Here is a 15,396-nt window from a genome sequence, read left to right on the forward strand (position 1 = left end):
CCGGCGTGTGTCGTGCGTGAGCGGTTACGCGGCGACCGGCACCCGCTCGGGCTCGGCGTCGCGCACCTCGTCGTCGACCGGGGAGGAGGTGGCCGAGTTGTACGCGTCGTGGTCGAGGATCTTCTCGCGGGCCGCGACGATCACCGGGACCAGCGCCTGCCCGGCCACGTTCGTGGCCGTCCTCATCATGTCCAGGATCGGGTCGATGGCCATGAGCAGGCCGACGCCCTCCAGCGGGAGGCCCAGCGTCGAGAGCGTGAGGGTCAGCATGACCGTCGCGCCGGTGAGACCGGCGGTGGCCGCCGAGCCGATCACCGAGACGAACGCGATCAGGACGTAGTCACCGACGCCGAGCTGCACATCGAAGATCTGCGCGATGAAGATCGCCGCCAGCGCCGGGTAGATCGCGGCGCAGCCGTCCATCTTGGTGGTGGCGCCGAACGGGACCGAGAAGGAGGCGTACTCCTTCGGGACGCCGAGGCGCTCGGTGACCTTCTGGGTGACCGGCATGGTGCCGACCGAGGAGCGGGAGACGAAGGCCAGCTGGATGGCCGGCCAGGCGCCCTTGAAGAACTGCACCGGGCTGAGCTTGGCGACGGTGGCGAGCAGCAGCGGGTACACCCCGAACAGCACCAGGGCGCAGCCGATGTAGACGTCGGCGGTGAACGTCGCGTACTTGCCGATCAGGTCCCAGCCGTAGTCGGCGATCGCGTAGCCGATGAGGCCGACGGTGCCGAGGGGGGCGAGGCGGATGACCCACCACAGGGCCTTCTGGAGAAGCTCCAGGACGGACTCGCTGAGGGTGAGGATCGGCTGGGCCTTCTCGCCGAGCTGGAGAGCGGCGATACCGGCGACGGCGGCCATGAAGACGATCTGGAGGACGTTCAGCTCGGTGAACGGCGTGATCACGTTGTCCGGGATGATGCCGGTCAGGAAGTCGAGCCAGGAGCCCGCGTGCTCCGGCAGCTTGCCGTCCTTCGGCGTGAGGCCGGTGCCGGAGCCCGGGTTGGTGATCAGGCCGATCGCGAGGCCGATGGCGACCGCGATCAGCGAGGTGATCATGAACCAGAGCAGGGTGCGGGTGGCCAGCCGGGCGGCGTTGTTGACCTTGCGCAGGTTGGTGATCGACACCAGGATCGCGAAGAAGACGAGGGGCGCGACGGCCAGCTTCAGCAGCTGGACGAAGATGTGGCCGACCTTGTCGAGCGTGGTGTAGAGCCAGCCGATGTCGTAGGTACGCGTGAGCCAGCCGAGGACGACACCGAGGACGAGACCGGCGACTATCTGGGCCCAGAACGGGACCTTGGGTATACGGAAACCGGAGCCGGACGGGCTGCCGGCAGCGGTGGACGCGGGGTTCGCGGACACGGACACACTCCAGATGTGGCGCATCGGGGCGCACGGGGACGACTGTGCGGGGGACGGGGGGTGCGGCGCCCGCGTCAGGGGCGGCGCCGCTGCATGATGCCGTTCAGACGTTGCGGCAACAGACCGCGGACATACAGCGGCAGAGATCGACGTGCAGGCGCTCCACGAGCGGGACGCTCGCGGCGAATCGATGGCGCACTGCTGTCTTCATGTCGAACACGTTAACACTTGAACTTTGAGAACCTCAAAGGTCTTCTTTGACCTGGCCGGGCCCACGGAAGGCCCGCACCCGCGTTCCGGACCGCCCCGGACCCCGCCCGACTCCCGCCGGAACGACAAAACCCCAGTACAGGAGTGGACGCTCCGGTGCTGGGGTTCTGAATGAAAAGGGTGCGGGTGTGAGGAAGCTTACGCAGTCCTTACGCGGCTCTCACGCCGTCGTCGCCGCCGTCGTCACGGGGTGACGTGGTCCTCGCGGGTCCGGTTGGCCTCCAGGCGCCCCTTGGCGCGGTCGACCGTGGACACGATCTGGACGGACATCTCGTCGCGCTGCTTGCGCAGCAGCACATAGCTGAGCGGCGCGGACAGGACCAGGGCGAGCAGAATCACCCAGACGAGATTGGAGCCGTTCGTCCCGGAGGGCAGCAGGCCGAAATGGACGGCCACGGCCGCGACGGCGAAGCAGCCGACGAAGATACTGAGGCGCATCGCGGTGTACCGAATCGTCGCGCTCGGCTTGGCAGCGGACACAGTTGGCCTCTCTCTCGGCGTATGACGGTCCTACGTTCCTGCCCGACCAGTGAAGCATGCCCCGGAATCGATCAGTTCGGAGGGCTCCGCCAACGGGGGTGCGCGCTGCTCAGCGGCCGAGCGGCAGCAGCATGACGATGTCGTCGCGGTCGTCCCCGTCGGCCACCCGGATCGCGTCGGGCACCCGCCCGACCTCCTTGTATCCGCACGAGGCGTAGAACCGGTCGACGCCGGTGCCGCCCCGGCAGGTGAGCCGGACGGCCTCGATCCCCTCGATCCCCCGGGCGGCCCGCGCCGCCGCGTCCATCAGGTCCCGCCCGTACCCCTTGCCCTGGTGGCGGGGGTGGACCATCACCGTGTACAGCCAGAGCCAGTGGGCCATCAGCCGGTGGCCGTTGAGGGCGAGGAAGGCCGTGGCCGCGACGGCGCCGTCCTCGTCGCGACCGATCAGCAGGCGGGTGCGCCCCTCGGCCATGGCGACCAGGTGCCTGACCAGCTCGGGCCGGATGTCGTCGGCCGTGACGGGCGGTACGAAGCCGACCGCGCCGCCCGCGTTGGAGACCTCGGTCCACAGCTCGGCGATGCCGTCCCGCAGCGTGCGGTCGAACGAGGGATCCAGCTCAAATGTAAGTGCCATAGATGCAGATTAACCATTACCACCCTCGGGCCCCAAACCTGTCCAGCACGCGAGAAAGCCCCGGCCGAAGGCCGGGGCTCCCATGGAACCGAACCACTGAGGACGCGCGGCTAAGCGGGGCAGTGGGGCAGCGGGTCAGACGCGCATCGGCTGCGGCGACTCGCGCCGGCCGGCGTCCGGGCCCGGGTACTCGCGGATGATCTCGTAGCGCGTGTTGCGCTCGACGGGCCGGAAGCCCGCGTCGCGGATCAGGTCCAGCAGGTCCTCGCGGCCGAGCTTGTTCGGCGTGCCGTAGTTGTCCGCGTCGTGCGTGATCTTGTACTCGACGACCGAGCCGTCCATGTCGTCCGCACCGTGCTGGAGCGCGAGCTGGGCGGTCTGCACACCGTGCATCACCCAGAAGACCTTGACGTGCGGGACGTTGTCGAAGAGCAGCCGCGAGACCGCGAAGGTCTTCAGCGCCTCGGCGCCGGTCGCCATCGTCGTCCGCGCCTGGAGCTTGTTGCGGACCTTGCCGTCCTTCATGTCCACGAAGTCGTGCTGGTAGCGCAGCGGGATGAAGACCTGGAAGCCGCCGGTCTCGTCCTGGAGCTCACGCAGCCGCAGTACGTGGTCGACGCGGTGCCGGGGCTCCTCGATGTGCCCGTACAGCATGGTCGCCGGGGTCTTGAGCCCCTTCTCGTGCGCCAGGCGGTGGATCCGCGACCAGTCCTCCCAGTGGGTGGCGTGGTCCACGATGTGCTGGCGGACCTCCCAGTCGAAGATCTCCGCGCCGCCGCCGGTCAGCGACTCCAGACCGGCCTCGATCAGCTCGTCCAGGATCTCGGAGGCCGAGAGTCCGGAGATGGTCTCGAAGTGGTGGATCTCGGTGGCGGTGAACGCCTTCAGGGAGACCTGCGGCAGCGCTTCCTTGAGCGCGCTCAGGGAGCGCGGGTAGTAGCGCCACGGCAGCGTGGGGTGCAGCCCGTTGACGATGTGCAGCTCGGTGAGGTTCTCGCCCTCCATCGCCTTCGCGAGGCGGACGGCCTCCTCGATGCGCATGGTGTACGCGTCCTTCTCGCCCGGCTTGCGCTGGAACGAGCAGTAGGCGCACGACGCGGTGCACACATTGGTCATGTTGAGGTGCCGGTTGACGTTGAAGTGCACGACGTCGCCGTTCTTGCGCGTGCGCACCTCGTGGGCGAGGCCACCGAGCCAGGCCAGGTCGTCCGACTCGTAGAGGGCGATGCCGTCCTCACGGGTCAGCCGCTCCCCTGCGCGGACCTTCTCCTCCAGCTCGCGCTTGAGCCCGACGTCCATGCGGCTGCCTCCCAGTTGTCGACGTGCTGTGCGTTTCCCGGTGACAGGTGATACCGGGGCGAACCCCCGGTCCCCCGGGGGCTCCACCACGTTACGCCTACGACTCCTCGGGAAGTTCCCCGACCCGGTTCTCCCACTTGGTGGAGAGCACGATCGTGGTACGGGTGCGCGAGACGCCCCGTGTGCCACTGAGCCGGCGGATGGTCTTCTCCAGGCCGTCCACGTCACCGACGCGCACCTTGAGCATGTACGAGTCGTCGCCCGCGATGAACCAGGCGTCCTCGATCTCCGCGAGGTCCTTCAGCCGGCGCGCCACGTCCTCGTGGTCGGCCGCGTCGGAGAGCGAGATGCCGATCAGGGCCGTGACCCCGAGCCCCAGGGACGCGGCGTCGACGGTGGCGCGGTAGCCGGTGATGACACCGGCGGTTTCCAGCCGGTTGATGCGGTCGGTGACGCTGGGCCCGGAGAGCCCGACGAGCCGTCCCAGCTCGGCGTACGAGGCCCTGCCGTTCTCCCTGAGGGCCTGGATGAGCTGCCTGTCCACCGCGTCCATATGACTGAAACCTTCCATTGTTCAGCAGTATCGCGAGTCTACGTGTAGAATCTAAGGCATGCAGGCTTCATCGCCTGCAAATCTTTCCGAACATCCAAAAAATGCTTTCGAATCTTCAGGAGTGAGAACACCGTGTACTCGATCGAGATGGCCTACGCCCGGATGCGCGAGCTGCAGGACCTGGCCAACCGCTCGCGTGCCCACCAGCCCGCCGCAGCGCACCGGGTCGACCGGACCCGCAAGCCGCGCACCATGAAGAAGCGCTGACCACGGTCTCAACCACGGGAGTCGCGGGAGCCGCCACCGAGCTCTCCCTCCCACCGGCGGTACAGGTCGTGCGGCACGCCCGCCGCGTCCAGCACCCGCCCGGCGACGAAGTCCACCAGATCCTGGATGTGCGTCGCCCCCGCGTAGAACGCCGGAGAGGCGGGCAGCACCACGGCTCCCGCCTCGTCCAGGCTCACCAGATGTTTCAGCGTCTGCCCGTTGAGCGGGGTCTCCCGCACGGCGACGACCAGCTTCCGCCGCTCCTTGAGCGTCACGCTCGCGGCCCGCTGGAGCAGATCCTTCGAGAGCCCGAGCGCCACCCCCGCCACACAGGCCGTCGAGGCCGGGACGATCAGCATCCCCTTCGCCGGGTACGAACCCGAGGACGGGCCCGCCGCGAGATCACCGGCCGCCCAGTGCCGTACGCCCGCCACGTCCACGTCGAAGGTGTGCGGCTTCCCGTCCGCCCCGCGCGCCAGCCAGCTGCGCAGGTCCTCCTGCCAGTGCGCGTCGCGGAAGGCGATCCCGGTCTCGTCCAGCAGCGTCAGCCGCGAGGCCCGGCTCACCACCAGATCGACGCTCTCCCCCGCGGCCAGCAGACCGCGCAGCACGGCGGCCGCGAATGGGGTGCCCGAAGCGCCTGAAACCCCGACGATCCAAGGCTGCCGCCGTTGCTGACTCACTGAAGTCCCGGAATCCACACTCCTGAGCCTATCCGGCGGTTCGGGACCGGAACCGAATGAGGTGCCTCGGGCGTTCCAGGGGTGGGAACAGGAACAGCCGGGAACGGCAGGGACGACAAGGGGCCCGGCAGGGAACGGCGATGGGCCCCGACAGAAGACGGCAAGGGCCGACAGGGAACGGCAGGGGACCGCAGGGGGGCACGATGGCCGTATCTTCACATCAATCCGCACCGGCGTGGGACGCGGGCGGCCGCGCGAGGACCGCGGCCAAGGTGATGCTGGTCTGGGTGGCGTTCCTCTGGCTGCTCGAAATCGTCGACGCCTCGACCGGCCATGCGCTGGACACGTTCGGAATAGAGCCCCGCCGGGCCGCCGAGCTGCTGGACGTGGTGCCCGCGTCCTTCATCCACTTCGGCTTCGGCCATGTCGCCGCCAACAGCCTGCCGCTGCTGGTCTTCGGCTTCCTGGCCGCGCTGAGCGGCGTCCGCAGATTCGCCGCCGTGGCCGCGATGATCATCGTGGTCGACGGGCTCGGCGTCTGGCTGGTCTCGCCGAGCGGTTCCAACACGGCGGGCGCGTCCGGACTGGTCTTCGGCCTCTTCGGCTATCTGCTGGTCCGGGGTTTCGTCGACCGCAGACTGCTCGACATCGGCGCCGGTCTGGTGATCGGCGCGATATGGGGCTCGTCGATCCTGGTGGGGATCTCCCCCGCCAACACCTCGGTCAGCTGGCAGGGGCATCTGTTCGGGCTGGCGGCGGGCGTGGCGGCGGCGTTCGTCTTCCGCCGCCGGGGCACGCCGGCATCCGCCCGGCCGCTCATACCGTAGGGCGCGGACGGATCCCGTGGTGCCCGGGTCGGCCCTCGCCCGATGTCCGGGTCAGCCCTCGCCCTGACCGGCGCTCCCCATCGGGCCGACCTTCACCTGGGAGCCGGAGCCGTCCGTGGCGGGCAGCGTGGCGGCGCCCGGCCATTCGAGGGAGAACGACTTCGTCTCGTCCGGCGGGGTCACCACGAGGCCCGTGACGCGGACGCCGGAGCCGCCCGAGGTGTTGAGCGGGTAGGTGATGCCGAAGTACACCGACTTCCCGTTCTTGAGGGTCATCGGGGTGGCCTTCTCCCCGGTGCGCTCCGCGGACAGCGACCCCGCGTTGGTCTTCAGGTCGATGCCCGCGTACCCGGAGAGCACGCAGTCCGGGCCGCCGTTCTTGAACTCCACCGCGACGGTCCCCTCGGTGTCGCCGCCGATGGTGCTGTCCGTCGCGGTGATGTCCAGGTCGTCGGTGCGGCACTTGCCGACCTTGCTGTTCGCCTCGGAGCCGTTCCCGGCGGATGTGCCCTGCCCACCGGTCCCCTGCCCGGCGGAGTCCTTCCCACCGTCCTGGGCCGCCGAACCGCCCGAGCCCGAACCACCGCTCGCGGACGACGCCGAGGACGCGGACGACGGGGCGACCTGTCCCAGGTCGTCCTCACCGTTCTGGCAGGCCGTGAGCGAGAGACCGGCGACAACGGCCAGGGCGGCGAAGGTGAGCTTCTGTACGCGCATCGTTTCTTCCTCAGTGTCGGTGGGGGGCGGCCGCTCGTTCCGACTCGGTACGAGCGAGCGTTTCTGATCACCAAGAGCCGCCCGGCCCGCCGAGCCGTTCCGCCCAACCCCCCGCTAATACACCCCTGTTACACGTACAGTCACCACACCGCGCACCCCACCGGGCGTGCCCCGCCCGCGCCCGCACCCGCCCCTGCCGCCGTCCGCCAAGGGAAACGGGGGCCGGACAGGGCGCACCGCGCCGTGCCGGAACAGCGGTTCCCACCACCGTTCCGCGCCCGTAGAAGCCCGCGGCCCACTGCGACGGAGCCGTGACGCGGCGGTCCTTGACCACGACAGCCGGCCTGCCTCGTCAACCCGCCACGCCCGGGGCAGCCGCCCGTCGAGAACGAGGGCCCGGAGCAGCCCCCATCGAGAACGAACGAGGACCCGGATCCGTCTGCCACGCCCCCGTGCGGGCTCAGACGGTCAGGCCCCGCACCAGCAGATCCAGCAGCGCGCACGCGAAGAGCGCGATGCCGATGAACCCGTTGACCGAGAAGAACGCCCGGTTCAGCCGGGACAGATCGTGCGGCCGCACCACCCGGTGCTCGTACACGAACGCGACGGCGACGATCACCATGCCGATCCAGTAGAACAGCCCGGCCTCCGTGGCCAGCCCGAACCACACCAGCAGCCCGGTCGTCACCGCGTGGCAGACCCGCGCGCCCCACAGCGCGGCCGGGATGCCGAATCGGGCCGGCACCGACAGCACCCCGTGCGCCCGGTCCGCCTGGACGTCCTGGCAGCCGAAGATCAGGTCGAAGCCGCCGATCCAGATCCCGACCGCGAGGCCGAGGATCACCGCGTCCCACGACCAGCTGCCGGTCACCGCCAGCCAGGCGCCGACCGGCCCTATCGCCTGCGCGAGACCGAGGATGGCGTGCGGGTAGTGGGTGAACCGCTTCCCGTACGGATAGACCACCATCGGTACGACGGCGACCGGCGCGAGCGCCAGGCAGAGCGGGTTCAGCAGCGCGGCCGCGCCAAGGAAGACCACGACGGCGACGAGCGCCCCCGTCCACGCCGACCTCACCGAGACCGCACCGGTGACCAGCTCCCGGCTCGCGGTGCGCGGGTTACGGGCGTCGATCTCCCGGTCGATGATCCGGTTGCAGGCCATCGCGAAGGTCCGCAGCCCCACCATCGCGACCGTGACCAGCAGCAGGGTGACCCACTGGATGGACCCGTCCGCCTGGAACATCGCGGTCAGGGCGGCGATGTACGCGAAGGGCAGCGCGAAGACCGAGTGCTCGATCATCACGAGCCGCAGGAACGCCTTGACCTTGCTGCTCGGTTGTACGGGCCCGGAGCCCAGTGCTGCTTCGGCGGCGCTCACAGTCCGTATTCCTTCCACCGGCGGTCGACCTTCGCCGCCGTCTCCGGGTCGGACTCGACCATGTCCGGCCAGCCCCCGTCCCGGGTATAGCCCTCCTCGGGCCACTTCTTCGTCGCGTCGATGCCCGCCTTGCCACCCCAGAACTGCTGGTAGGAGGCATGGTCGAGATGGTCGACGGGCCCCTCGGAGACCGTCAGGTCCCGCGCGTAGTCCGTATTGCCGAGGGCGCGCCACGCCACCTCGTGCAGATCGTGGACATCGCAGTCGGAGTCCACGACCACGATCAGCTTGGTCAGCGACATCATGTGCGCACCCCAGATGGCGCTCATCACCTTCTGGGCGTGCTTCGGGTACTTCTTGTCGATCGAGACGATCGCGCAGTTGTGGAAGCCGCCCGCCTCCGGCAGGTGGTAGTCCACGATGTCCGGCACGATGATCTTGAGCAGCGGCAGGAAGAACCGCTCGGTGGCCCGCCCCAGCGGCCCGTCCTCGGTCGGCGGCCGGCCCACCACGATCGACTGGAGCAGCGGACGCTTCCGCATGGTCACGCAGTCGATGGTCAGCGCGGGGAACGGTTCCTGCGGCGTGTAGAAGCCGGTGTGGTCGCCGAACGGCCCCTCGGGAAGCATCTCCCCGGGCTCCAGCCAGCCCTCGATGACGACCTCGGCCTGCGCCGGGACCTGGAGCGGCACGGTCTTGCAGTCGACCATCTCGATCCGCTTGCCCTGGATGAACCCGGCGAAGAGGTACTCGTCGATGTCCCCCGGCAGTGGCGCGGTGGAGGCGTACGTCACGGCGGGCGGGGCGCCGAACGCGATGGCGACCGGCAGCCGCTCGCCGCGCTTGGCGGCGACCTGGTAGTGGTTGCGGCTGTCCTTGTGGATCTGCCAGTGCATCCCGATGGTGCGGCGGTCGTGACGCTGGAGCCGGTACAGCCCCAGGTTCCGTACGCCGGTCTCCGGGTGCTTGGTGTGCGTGAGCCCCAGGTTGAAGAAGGAGCCGCCGTCCTCGGGCCAGGTGAAGAGCGCGGGCAGCAGATCCAGGTCCACGTCGTCGCCGGTGAGGACCACCTCCTGCACCGGGGCGCTCTCCTGCTTCACCTTCTTCGGCGGCACGTGCACCATCGAGCCGAGCTTGCCGAAGGCCTCCCGCACCCCGACGAAGCCGTGCGGCAGCTCCGGCTTGAGCAGCCCGCCGATCCTGTCGCTGATGTCGGCGTAGGACTTCAGCCCGAGCGCCTTGAGCAGCCGCTTGTCGGTCCCGAAGACATTCATGGCCAGGGGCATCGAGGACCCCTTGACGTTCTCGAAGAGCAGCGCGGGGCCGCCCGCCTTGTTCACCCGGTCGACGATCTCGCCGACCTCCAGATAGGGGTCGACCTCGGCCTTGATGCGCTTGAGCTCGCCCTCGCGCTCCAGGGCCCGGAGGAGGGAACGAAGATCGTCGTAAGCCATGCCGTCCAGTTTGTCATCACCGTTGGCGATCACCCGGGGTGCCCCACCCCGGCGGCCGCCGGGGCTCCCCATCCCGGCCGTACGATGCCGCCCCGCGCACCGGGAATCCGGTGGTCCGGCCCGCTCGCCGCCGGTTCACCCCGCTCGCCGTGATATGTCACGGACACCGGCTACGCTGGGCCCCAACCGGGGCGGGACAAGCCCCGCCAACTCTCCGCAGGGGGACTTTTCCACCATGTTCCGGGCTCTGATCTATCTCCTGCCTCTGGCGCTGACGATCTACGCGTTCATCGACTGCCTGAACACCCCCGAGGACGAGGCCAAGCACCTGCCGAAGATCGCCTGGGTCTTCATCATCCTGCTGTTCTGGATCGTCGGCCCGATCGTCTGGCTGGCCGCCGGCAAGACGCGCCACGCGCCCGCCGGAGGCCGTACACCGTCCGAATGGCACCGCAACCACCGTTCGCGGTGGGTGGCACCGGACGACAATCCGGAGTTCCTGAACGCGCTGAAGGAAGAGAACAAGAAGGACGAGTCGCTCCTCAAGGACTGGGAGGCCGATCTGCGCCGCCGCGAGGAGGAGCTGAAGCGCCGCGAGAACGGGGAGAGCCCGAGCCCCTCGGGCGAGTAGCCCCCCGGACCGGGAGGACCGTATGAACGGCGTGGCCATGGACGACGCGGACATGCTCGCCATCGCCCTCGCGGAGGCCCGTACCGGACTCACCGAGGGCGGGGTGCCCATCGGCGCCGCCCTGTACGGGCCGGACGGCGCCCTCCTCGGCCGGGGGCGCAACCGGCGCGTCCAGGACGGCGATCCCTCCCTGCACGCGGAGACCGCGGCCTTCCGCGCGGCCGGGCGGCAGCGCTCGTACCGGGGTACGACGATGGCGACGACGCTCTCCCCCTGCTGGTACTGCAGCGGCCTCGTGCGGCAGTTCGGGATCTCCCGGGTGGTGATCGGCGAGGCGCGGACGTTCCGCGGCGGGCACGACTGGCTGGCCTGGCACGGCGTGGAGATCGTGCTGCTCGACGACGCCGAATGCGTCGCGCTCATGCGGGATTTCGTCCGGGACCACCCCGATCTCTGGAACGAGGACATCGGCGCCGGCTGATCCCCCGTCCCCCGCCGCACACCCCCTCAAGACGTTCGAAAATCCTCTCCACTCCCCAACACCCGGGCTATATCCTCGTGTTGACGGTGTGACAGATCGGATGGAGCGTCGACGCTGGGGGTGCTGTGGAGAGAGAGCTGTACGGACGCGAGGCGATCTTCGACGACGACGGACTTGCCGCGCGCCTGACCGGCCTCACTCCGTACGGCTCCGCCCGGGTCGCCTACGAGCACCGCGACGATCCCCCGGTCGCCGTGCTGACCGGCGGTCGCGGCATGGGCAAGACGGCCGTCCTCAAGCAGCTGCGCCATCTGTACCGGGAGATCACCCCGGTCGCCCTGATCGACTGCGAGACCGTCGTGGCGCCCGAGGACGCGGGGCCCGGCTGGACCCCGGTGACCGGGGCGCTGCCGGAGTTCGCCACCCAGCTGACGGCGAGGGTGCACGCCGCGCGTCCGGTGTCGTTCCCCCGGCTGAGCCTCGGGCTCGTGGCGGTCGCCTCCATCTCCTGGACCCGCGAGGACGAGACACGGGCGCGGCGGGACCTGCAGTCGCTCGGCCCGATCCTGGCGACCGTCGACGGCCGCGGGGACGCGGCGACCGGCTGGGTCACCAAAGTGCTGACGAAGCTGGCCGCCAACGCCTTCGACTCGATGGCCCCGATGGCCGGGATGATCGCGGAAGCCACCATCGAGACGGTCCTGGAGGAATCGTTCAGCCGCTTCCAGCGCCGTTCGGCGGACTGGTACGGAAGCTATCCGCACGCGGGCGGCAACGGCCGGATCGGGCTGCGTCAGCTGGCGGTCGACTTCGAGCGCGGCGCTGATCTGCGCCGCCGGGCCGAGGACCATCTGGTGCTCGCGCTGGCCGCGGACCTGGTCGCGGCGTACGGGGGGCTGGCCTGGGGCGCCCGCCGGGGCCGCCCGGTGCTGCTGATCGACAACGCGCACACCCCGCTGGGCCGGCAGCTGGTGGAGCCGCTGCTCCGGCAGCGGGCCGCCGGGGCCCGGGACCGGATCGCGGTGTTCGCCTCCTCCCGGGTCCGGGACCATGAGGGGCTGAGCCATGCGGTACGGCGGCGGCTGCCGGAGGTGGCGCACGGTTCGCGCTGGTCCAGGGGGACGGGGGTGACGTCCGGGATCCTGGCCGTGGAGCTGACCCCGCTCGATCCGGAGCAGGTGCGCTCCGCGTTCGACCGGCACGACCGGGCGGGCCGCATCCCGGCCGGGCTGGCCCGTGGTGTGCACCGGCTGACGGGCGGGCGTCCGCTGGCGGTGGAGCTGCTGGCGCTGGCGGCGGGCGAGGCGGCGGAGCCCGCGTCGCTGGTGCCGGGATCGCTGCTGGACCTCATGGTGGAGGTGCGCGAGGACCGGGCACCGGCGCAGGTGGCGGACGAGCTGCTGACGCGGCTGCTGCCGGGGGCCGAACAGCGGCTGGACTTCCTCTCCGTGCTGGCCGCCGCGCACGGCGAGGACTCGGCGCGGCTGCTGGCGGGGAGCCGTCTCGGCCGGGGGTCGCCGGACGGCGATGTGGCACTGCGGATGCGTGATGCGCTGCGGGCGGACGACTGGCCCGTCGGGCGCGGCCACTTCGTCGCCGATCCGCTGCTGCGGTCGCTGCTCCTGCACCGCCTGCGGTTCCAGGACGGCGACCATCCGTCCTACGCGGTCTGGCAGGCCGTGCATGTCTCGCTGCGCGGGGCGTACGCCCCCGGCGGCCGCCACCCGAGCGTCCCGCATCTGCTGCACCAGAAGCTGGTGCTGGGTGACGCGGAGACGTGCGTGGGACATCTGCGGCTCCGGTTCGACGAACCGGACGTGTCGGCGTGGCTCGCGCTGCTGCGCTTCGTCGCCTCGGCACCGTACCCGCGCACCCGGGGGTCCGCCGGCCCCGATCCCCGGCGCGCGGTCGCGCTCGGCCGGGCGGACAACACGGTGCCGCGAGGGCTCGAACCGTCGGCCGCGGAGCTGCACGTACTGCTGCGCCGGCTGCTGCACGGCGTATGGCTGCTGTCCGATCCGCTGGCCCTGCCGGACGAAGAGGTGACCGACAAGATGGCGCACGAACTGCGGCAACTGTCCGGCAGACATCCGACGGGCAACAGCCTGCTGTGGGACGCGGCCACGCACTGGCCCCGGGACATCAGGGCCTGGCGGCCGCTGTCCATGCCGCCGGGCGAGCCGGGCGCGGGCGGGCGGGGGAACGGCGGGCCCGATGCGTAATCCACTGCGCTACCGCCTCTGGTACACGGCGCGGCAGAAGGTCGTCACCTCGGCGGTGGTGGGCGCCCTGCTGATCACGTCCGGCTGGTACGGCATCGGGCGGCTCACCGCCCCCGAGGACCGCTCCTGCGCGCCGGGGGTCGAGCGGCCGCAGGGCAGTGACGAGTGCGTCGGCGTCTCCGGTGACGGCTACGACTTCGGGCAGTCGGAGCTGGCCGGGGTCGCCGCGGCCATCGACCGGGAGAACGACACCCTGGAGCCCGGCCGGTACGCGACGGTCGCGTTGCTGCTGCCGCTGACGTCCTCGGACGCGGCGATGCGGACGAAGATGCAGCACGAGCTGCAGGGCGCGTTCGCCGCGCAGTACCGGGCCAACCGCCTCTCCAACGACCAGGTGCCGAAGATCCGGCTGGTGCTCGCCAACACCGGGAAGAACAACCTGCTGTGGCGGCCGACGGTGGACCGGCTGAAGGGGATGACCGGGGCCCCGGACCATCTGCGGGCCGTGTCGGGGGTCGCCACCAGCAGTACGCAGGTCAAGTCGGCGGTCAAGGAGCTGACCGCCGCGCACATCGCGGTCGTCGGCACCACGATCACCGCCGACGACATCGCCAACGGCGCGAAGGGCGACCCGTTCCCCGGCCTGGCGCGGGTCTCGCCGACCAACCGGGACGAGGCGCGCGCCCTGGCCCACTTCGGGCGGGTCAAGGCGGACAAGGCACTGCTGGTGCAGGACACCAGGACCGGGGACCACTACACGGACACGCTGCGGGCGGCCTTCACCTCGCTGGTCAAGGGCACCCGCTACCAGCCGGAGCTGTTCACCTCGCGCAGCGACCCCAACGACGAGGGCACCACGGCCAACACCTTCCAGCAGATCACCCATCTGATCTGTGACACGGACGCGGAGACGGTGTTCTTCGCCGGCCGCCACGTCCAGCTGCGGCAGTTCATCAACGCGCTCGGGGCCCGTGGCTGCCAGAACCGCGCGTTCACGATCCTGACCGGCGACGAGGGCTCGTACCTCGGCAGCGACAAGAAGCTCGACCGGAGCGCGCTCCGCCGGAAGGTGACCGTCCGCTATGCCTCGCTGGCGCACCCGGACGCCTGGGCGGCTGCCCCGGGGAAGGGCGGGGCGACGACGGGCGGGTCCCCGGCGGACTACCGGGACTTCCTGGAGCTGCTGGCCACGGTGTCGAAGAAGCCCGCGGGCCCGATCGGCCCCACGGACCACCGGGCCCTGACCGACGGCCAGATCATCATCGCGCACGACGCGATGGCCCTGGCGGTGCACGCCATCCGGCAGGCGACCCCGGACGGCAAGCGGCTGCCGCAGCTCGCGGACGTGGGCGAGCAGTGGCCCCGGGTGAAGGGCTCACTGAAGGTGTCGGGGGCCAGCGGCTGGATCTGCCTGGACAACCACGGCAACCCGTACAACAAGGCGGTTCCGGTGGTGGAGCTGGCGCCCGAGGACGCCGGTCAGCGGTTCGTGGCGCTCGCCTGGCCGGAGCGCACGCCGCCGGACGCGACCTGCCTGCCGCCCTCCTCGGCGCCCTGACCCCGCTGCTCACCGCTCGGCGGCCACGTACTCCTCGCGCAGCCCGGCCCACCGGACCGGGGTCCACTTCGACCAGTCGGCGGGGTATCCGTCGAGCGCGTCCACGAGATAGCGGAAGTGGTCGTGCCAGCCCGCCAGGCAGTCGAGGCGCAGCTCGTCGTCGCCCCGGAACTCGTTGGTGAACCGCAGCAGCACATGGTCGCCGCGCGGGGGCTCCAGATGGAAGCGGACCCGGCCGTGGAGCCCGTCGAGGGTGTACTCGGCGATCCGCTCGATGTCCCAGGCGGTGACGGTGCCGGAGGCGACCGTGGCGTGGCCCTCCTGGTCGGTGGTGAGCCAGTGGAGCGTGATCGCCCCGCCCATGCGCGGCTCGAAGGGGTCGGCGGCGGCGAGCCAGCCGGGCAGCCCCCCGGAACTGGCGACGGCTGCCCACACCCGCGGAACGGGGTGGGGCAGCCGTAGCGTGAACCTCAGGGTGTGCAGGTCACCGTGGGTCTCGCTGGTGCCGGGCTCGATGACGGGGGTCGCATCGGTCATGGTTCCAGCGTGGCCCGGTGGTGCGGAATCCGCA

General features: G+C 70.5%; 16 protein-coding genes. 6 read left to right on the forward strand and 10 right to left on the reverse strand.

All coding sequences use genetic code 11. From position 1 onward, the window contains the following. Positions 1-24 precede the first annotated feature (24 nt). From GA0115234_RS07575 to GA0115234_RS07595, 5 genes are all read right to left on the reverse strand, one after another. Positions 25-1,368 (reverse strand): dicarboxylate/amino acid:cation symporter, encoded by a 1,344-nt coding sequence (locus tag GA0115234_RS07575; protein WP_093540065.1) that lies wholly within the window; start codon positions 1,366-1,368, stop codon positions 25-27. A gap of 453 nt (positions 1,369-1,821) precedes the next feature. Next, positions 1,822-2,076, reverse strand: coding sequence for a DUF4229 domain-containing protein (locus GA0115234_RS07580; RefSeq protein WP_093540066.1), 255 nt, complete (start codon positions 2,074-2,076; stop codon positions 1,822-1,824). Positions 2,077-2,227: 151 nt separating this feature from the next. Then, positions 2,228-2,755, reverse strand: coding sequence for a GNAT family N-acetyltransferase (locus GA0115234_RS07585; RefSeq protein WP_093540067.1), 528 nt, complete (start codon positions 2,753-2,755; stop codon positions 2,228-2,230). 135 nt (positions 2,756-2,890) lie between these two features. Continuing rightward, positions 2,891-4,054, reverse strand: a complete 1,164-nt coding sequence (gene mqnE / locus GA0115234_RS07590; RefSeq protein ID WP_093540068.1) for an aminofutalosine synthase MqnE — start codon at positions 4,052-4,054, stop codon at positions 2,891-2,893. Between the two features lie 97 nt (positions 4,055-4,151). Next, a complete protein-coding gene (locus GA0115234_RS07595) occupies positions 4,152-4,607 on the reverse strand; it encodes an Lrp/AsnC family transcriptional regulator (protein ID WP_093540069.1) in 456 nt (151 codons plus the stop codon). 132 nt (positions 4,608-4,739) lie between these two features. On the opposite strand from GA0115234_RS07595, the gene GA0115234_RS43285 reads away from it, so the two are divergent. Then, positions 4,740-4,874 (forward strand): hypothetical protein, encoded by a 135-nt coding sequence (locus tag GA0115234_RS43285; RefSeq protein WP_256088659.1) that lies wholly within the window; start codon positions 4,740-4,742, stop codon positions 4,872-4,874. 8 nt (positions 4,875-4,882) lie between these two features. Here GA0115234_RS43285 and GA0115234_RS07600 read toward each other — a convergent pair whose 3' ends face one another. Continuing rightward, positions 4,883-5,557 carry a UbiX family flavin prenyltransferase gene (locus tag GA0115234_RS07600; protein WP_093540070.1) on the reverse strand — a complete coding sequence of 225 codons (675 nt, stop codon included), beginning with the start codon at positions 5,555-5,557 and terminating at the stop codon, positions 4,883-4,885. 203 nt (positions 5,558-5,760) lie between these two features. Here GA0115234_RS07600 and GA0115234_RS07605 point away from each other — a divergent pair, with 203 nt between their 5' ends. After that, positions 5,761-6,384, forward strand: a complete 624-nt coding sequence (locus GA0115234_RS07605) for a rhomboid family intramembrane serine protease (RefSeq protein ID WP_093540071.1) — start codon at positions 5,761-5,763, stop codon at positions 6,382-6,384. 51 nt (positions 6,385-6,435) lie between these two features. On the opposite strand, the gene GA0115234_RS07610 is transcribed toward GA0115234_RS07605, so the two are convergent. The 3 genes from GA0115234_RS07610 to GA0115234_RS07620 all read right to left on the reverse strand — a co-directional run bounded on the left by GA0115234_RS07610 (position 6,436) and on the right by GA0115234_RS07620 (position 9,933). Continuing rightward, positions 6,436-7,101 carry a DUF4232 domain-containing protein gene (locus tag GA0115234_RS07610; protein ID WP_093540072.1) on the reverse strand — a complete coding sequence of 222 codons (666 nt, stop codon included), beginning with the start codon at positions 7,099-7,101 and terminating at the stop codon, positions 6,436-6,438. Between the two features lie 460 nt (positions 7,102-7,561). After that, entirely contained in the window at positions 7,562-8,479 is a 918-nt protein-coding gene (gene mqnP / locus GA0115234_RS07615) for a menaquinone biosynthesis prenyltransferase MqnP (protein ID WP_093540073.1), read from the reverse strand. Further along, positions 8,476-9,933, reverse strand: coding sequence for a menaquinone biosynthesis decarboxylase (locus GA0115234_RS07620; RefSeq protein ID WP_093540165.1), 1,458 nt, complete (start codon positions 9,931-9,933; stop codon positions 8,476-8,478). Before GA0115234_RS07620 ends, mqnP begins: the two co-directional genes overlap by 4 nt. 235 nt (positions 9,934-10,168) lie before the next feature. Here GA0115234_RS07620 and GA0115234_RS07625 point away from each other — a divergent pair, with 235 nt between their 5' ends. The 4 genes from GA0115234_RS07625 to GA0115234_RS07640 all read left to right on the forward strand — a co-directional run bounded on the left by GA0115234_RS07625 (position 10,169) and on the right by GA0115234_RS07640 (position 14,825). Continuing rightward, positions 10,169-10,564, forward strand: coding sequence for a PLD nuclease N-terminal domain-containing protein (locus tag GA0115234_RS07625; protein ID WP_093540074.1), 396 nt, complete (start codon positions 10,169-10,171; stop codon positions 10,562-10,564). Positions 10,565-10,586: 22 nt separating this feature from the next. Next, positions 10,587-11,045: a nucleoside deaminase gene (locus GA0115234_RS07630; RefSeq protein ID WP_237541124.1), complete on the forward strand. Its 459-nt coding sequence runs from the start codon at positions 10,587-10,589 to the stop codon at positions 11,043-11,045. A gap of 125 nt (positions 11,046-11,170) precedes the next feature. Continuing rightward, on the forward strand, positions 11,171-13,267 hold the full coding sequence (locus GA0115234_RS07635) for a hypothetical protein (RefSeq protein WP_093540075.1): 2,097 nt from the start codon (positions 11,171-11,173) through the stop codon (positions 13,265-13,267). Next, a complete protein-coding gene (locus GA0115234_RS07640; protein WP_093540076.1) occupies positions 13,260-14,825 on the forward strand; it encodes a hypothetical protein in 1,566 nt (521 codons plus the stop codon). The genes GA0115234_RS07635 and GA0115234_RS07640 overlap by 8 nt, the downstream gene beginning before the upstream one ends. Positions 14,826-14,834: 9 nt before the next feature. On the opposite strand, the gene GA0115234_RS07645 is transcribed toward GA0115234_RS07640, so the two are convergent. Beyond that, a complete protein-coding gene (locus GA0115234_RS07645; protein WP_093540077.1) occupies positions 14,835-15,362 on the reverse strand; it encodes an SRPBCC domain-containing protein in 528 nt (175 codons plus the stop codon). Positions 15,363-15,396 lie beyond the last annotated feature (34 nt).

The sequence above is a fragment of the Streptomyces sp. DvalAA-43 genome (assembly GCF_900091725.1).
GTDB lineage: Bacteria > Actinomycetota > Actinomycetes > Streptomycetales > Streptomycetaceae > Streptomyces > Streptomyces pulveraceus.

Bases quoted from the DNA above. Each gene is read 5' to 3' on its own strand.
- GA0115234_RS07580 (WP_093540066.1), bottom strand. From the start codon at position 2,076: ATGCGCCTCAGTATCTTCGTCGGCTGCTTCGCCGTCGCGGCCGTGGCC.
- GA0115234_RS07585 (WP_093540067.1), bottom strand. From the start codon at position 2,755: ATGGCACTTACATTTGAGCTGGATCCCTCGTTCGACCGCACGCTGCGG.
- mqnE (WP_093540068.1), bottom strand. From the start codon at position 4,054: ATGGACGTCGGGCTCAAGCGCGAGCTGGAGGAGAAGGTCCGCGCAGGG.
- GA0115234_RS07595 (WP_093540069.1), bottom strand. From the start codon at position 4,607: ATGGACGCGGTGGACAGGCAGCTCATCCAGGCCCTCAGGGAGAACGGC.
- GA0115234_RS07605 (WP_093540071.1), top strand. From the start codon at position 5,761: ATGGCCGTATCTTCACATCAATCCGCACCGGCGTGGGACGCGGGCGGC.
- GA0115234_RS07610 (WP_093540072.1), bottom strand. From the start codon at position 7,101: ATGCGCGTACAGAAGCTCACCTTCGCCGCCCTGGCCGTTGTCGCCGGT.
- GA0115234_RS07620 (WP_093540165.1), bottom strand. From the start codon at position 9,933: ATGGCTTACGACGATCTTCGTTCCCTCCTCCGGGCCCTGGAGCGCGAG.
- GA0115234_RS07625 (WP_093540074.1), top strand. From the start codon at position 10,169: ATGTTCCGGGCTCTGATCTATCTCCTGCCTCTGGCGCTGACGATCTAC.
- GA0115234_RS07630 (WP_237541124.1), top strand. From the start codon at position 10,587: ATGAACGGCGTGGCCATGGACGACGCGGACATGCTCGCCATCGCCCTC.
- GA0115234_RS07640 (WP_093540076.1), top strand. From the start codon at position 13,260: ATGCGTAATCCACTGCGCTACCGCCTCTGGTACACGGCGCGGCAGAAG.
- GA0115234_RS07645 (WP_093540077.1), bottom strand. From the start codon at position 15,362: ATGACCGATGCGACCCCCGTCATCGAGCCCGGCACCAGCGAGACCCAC.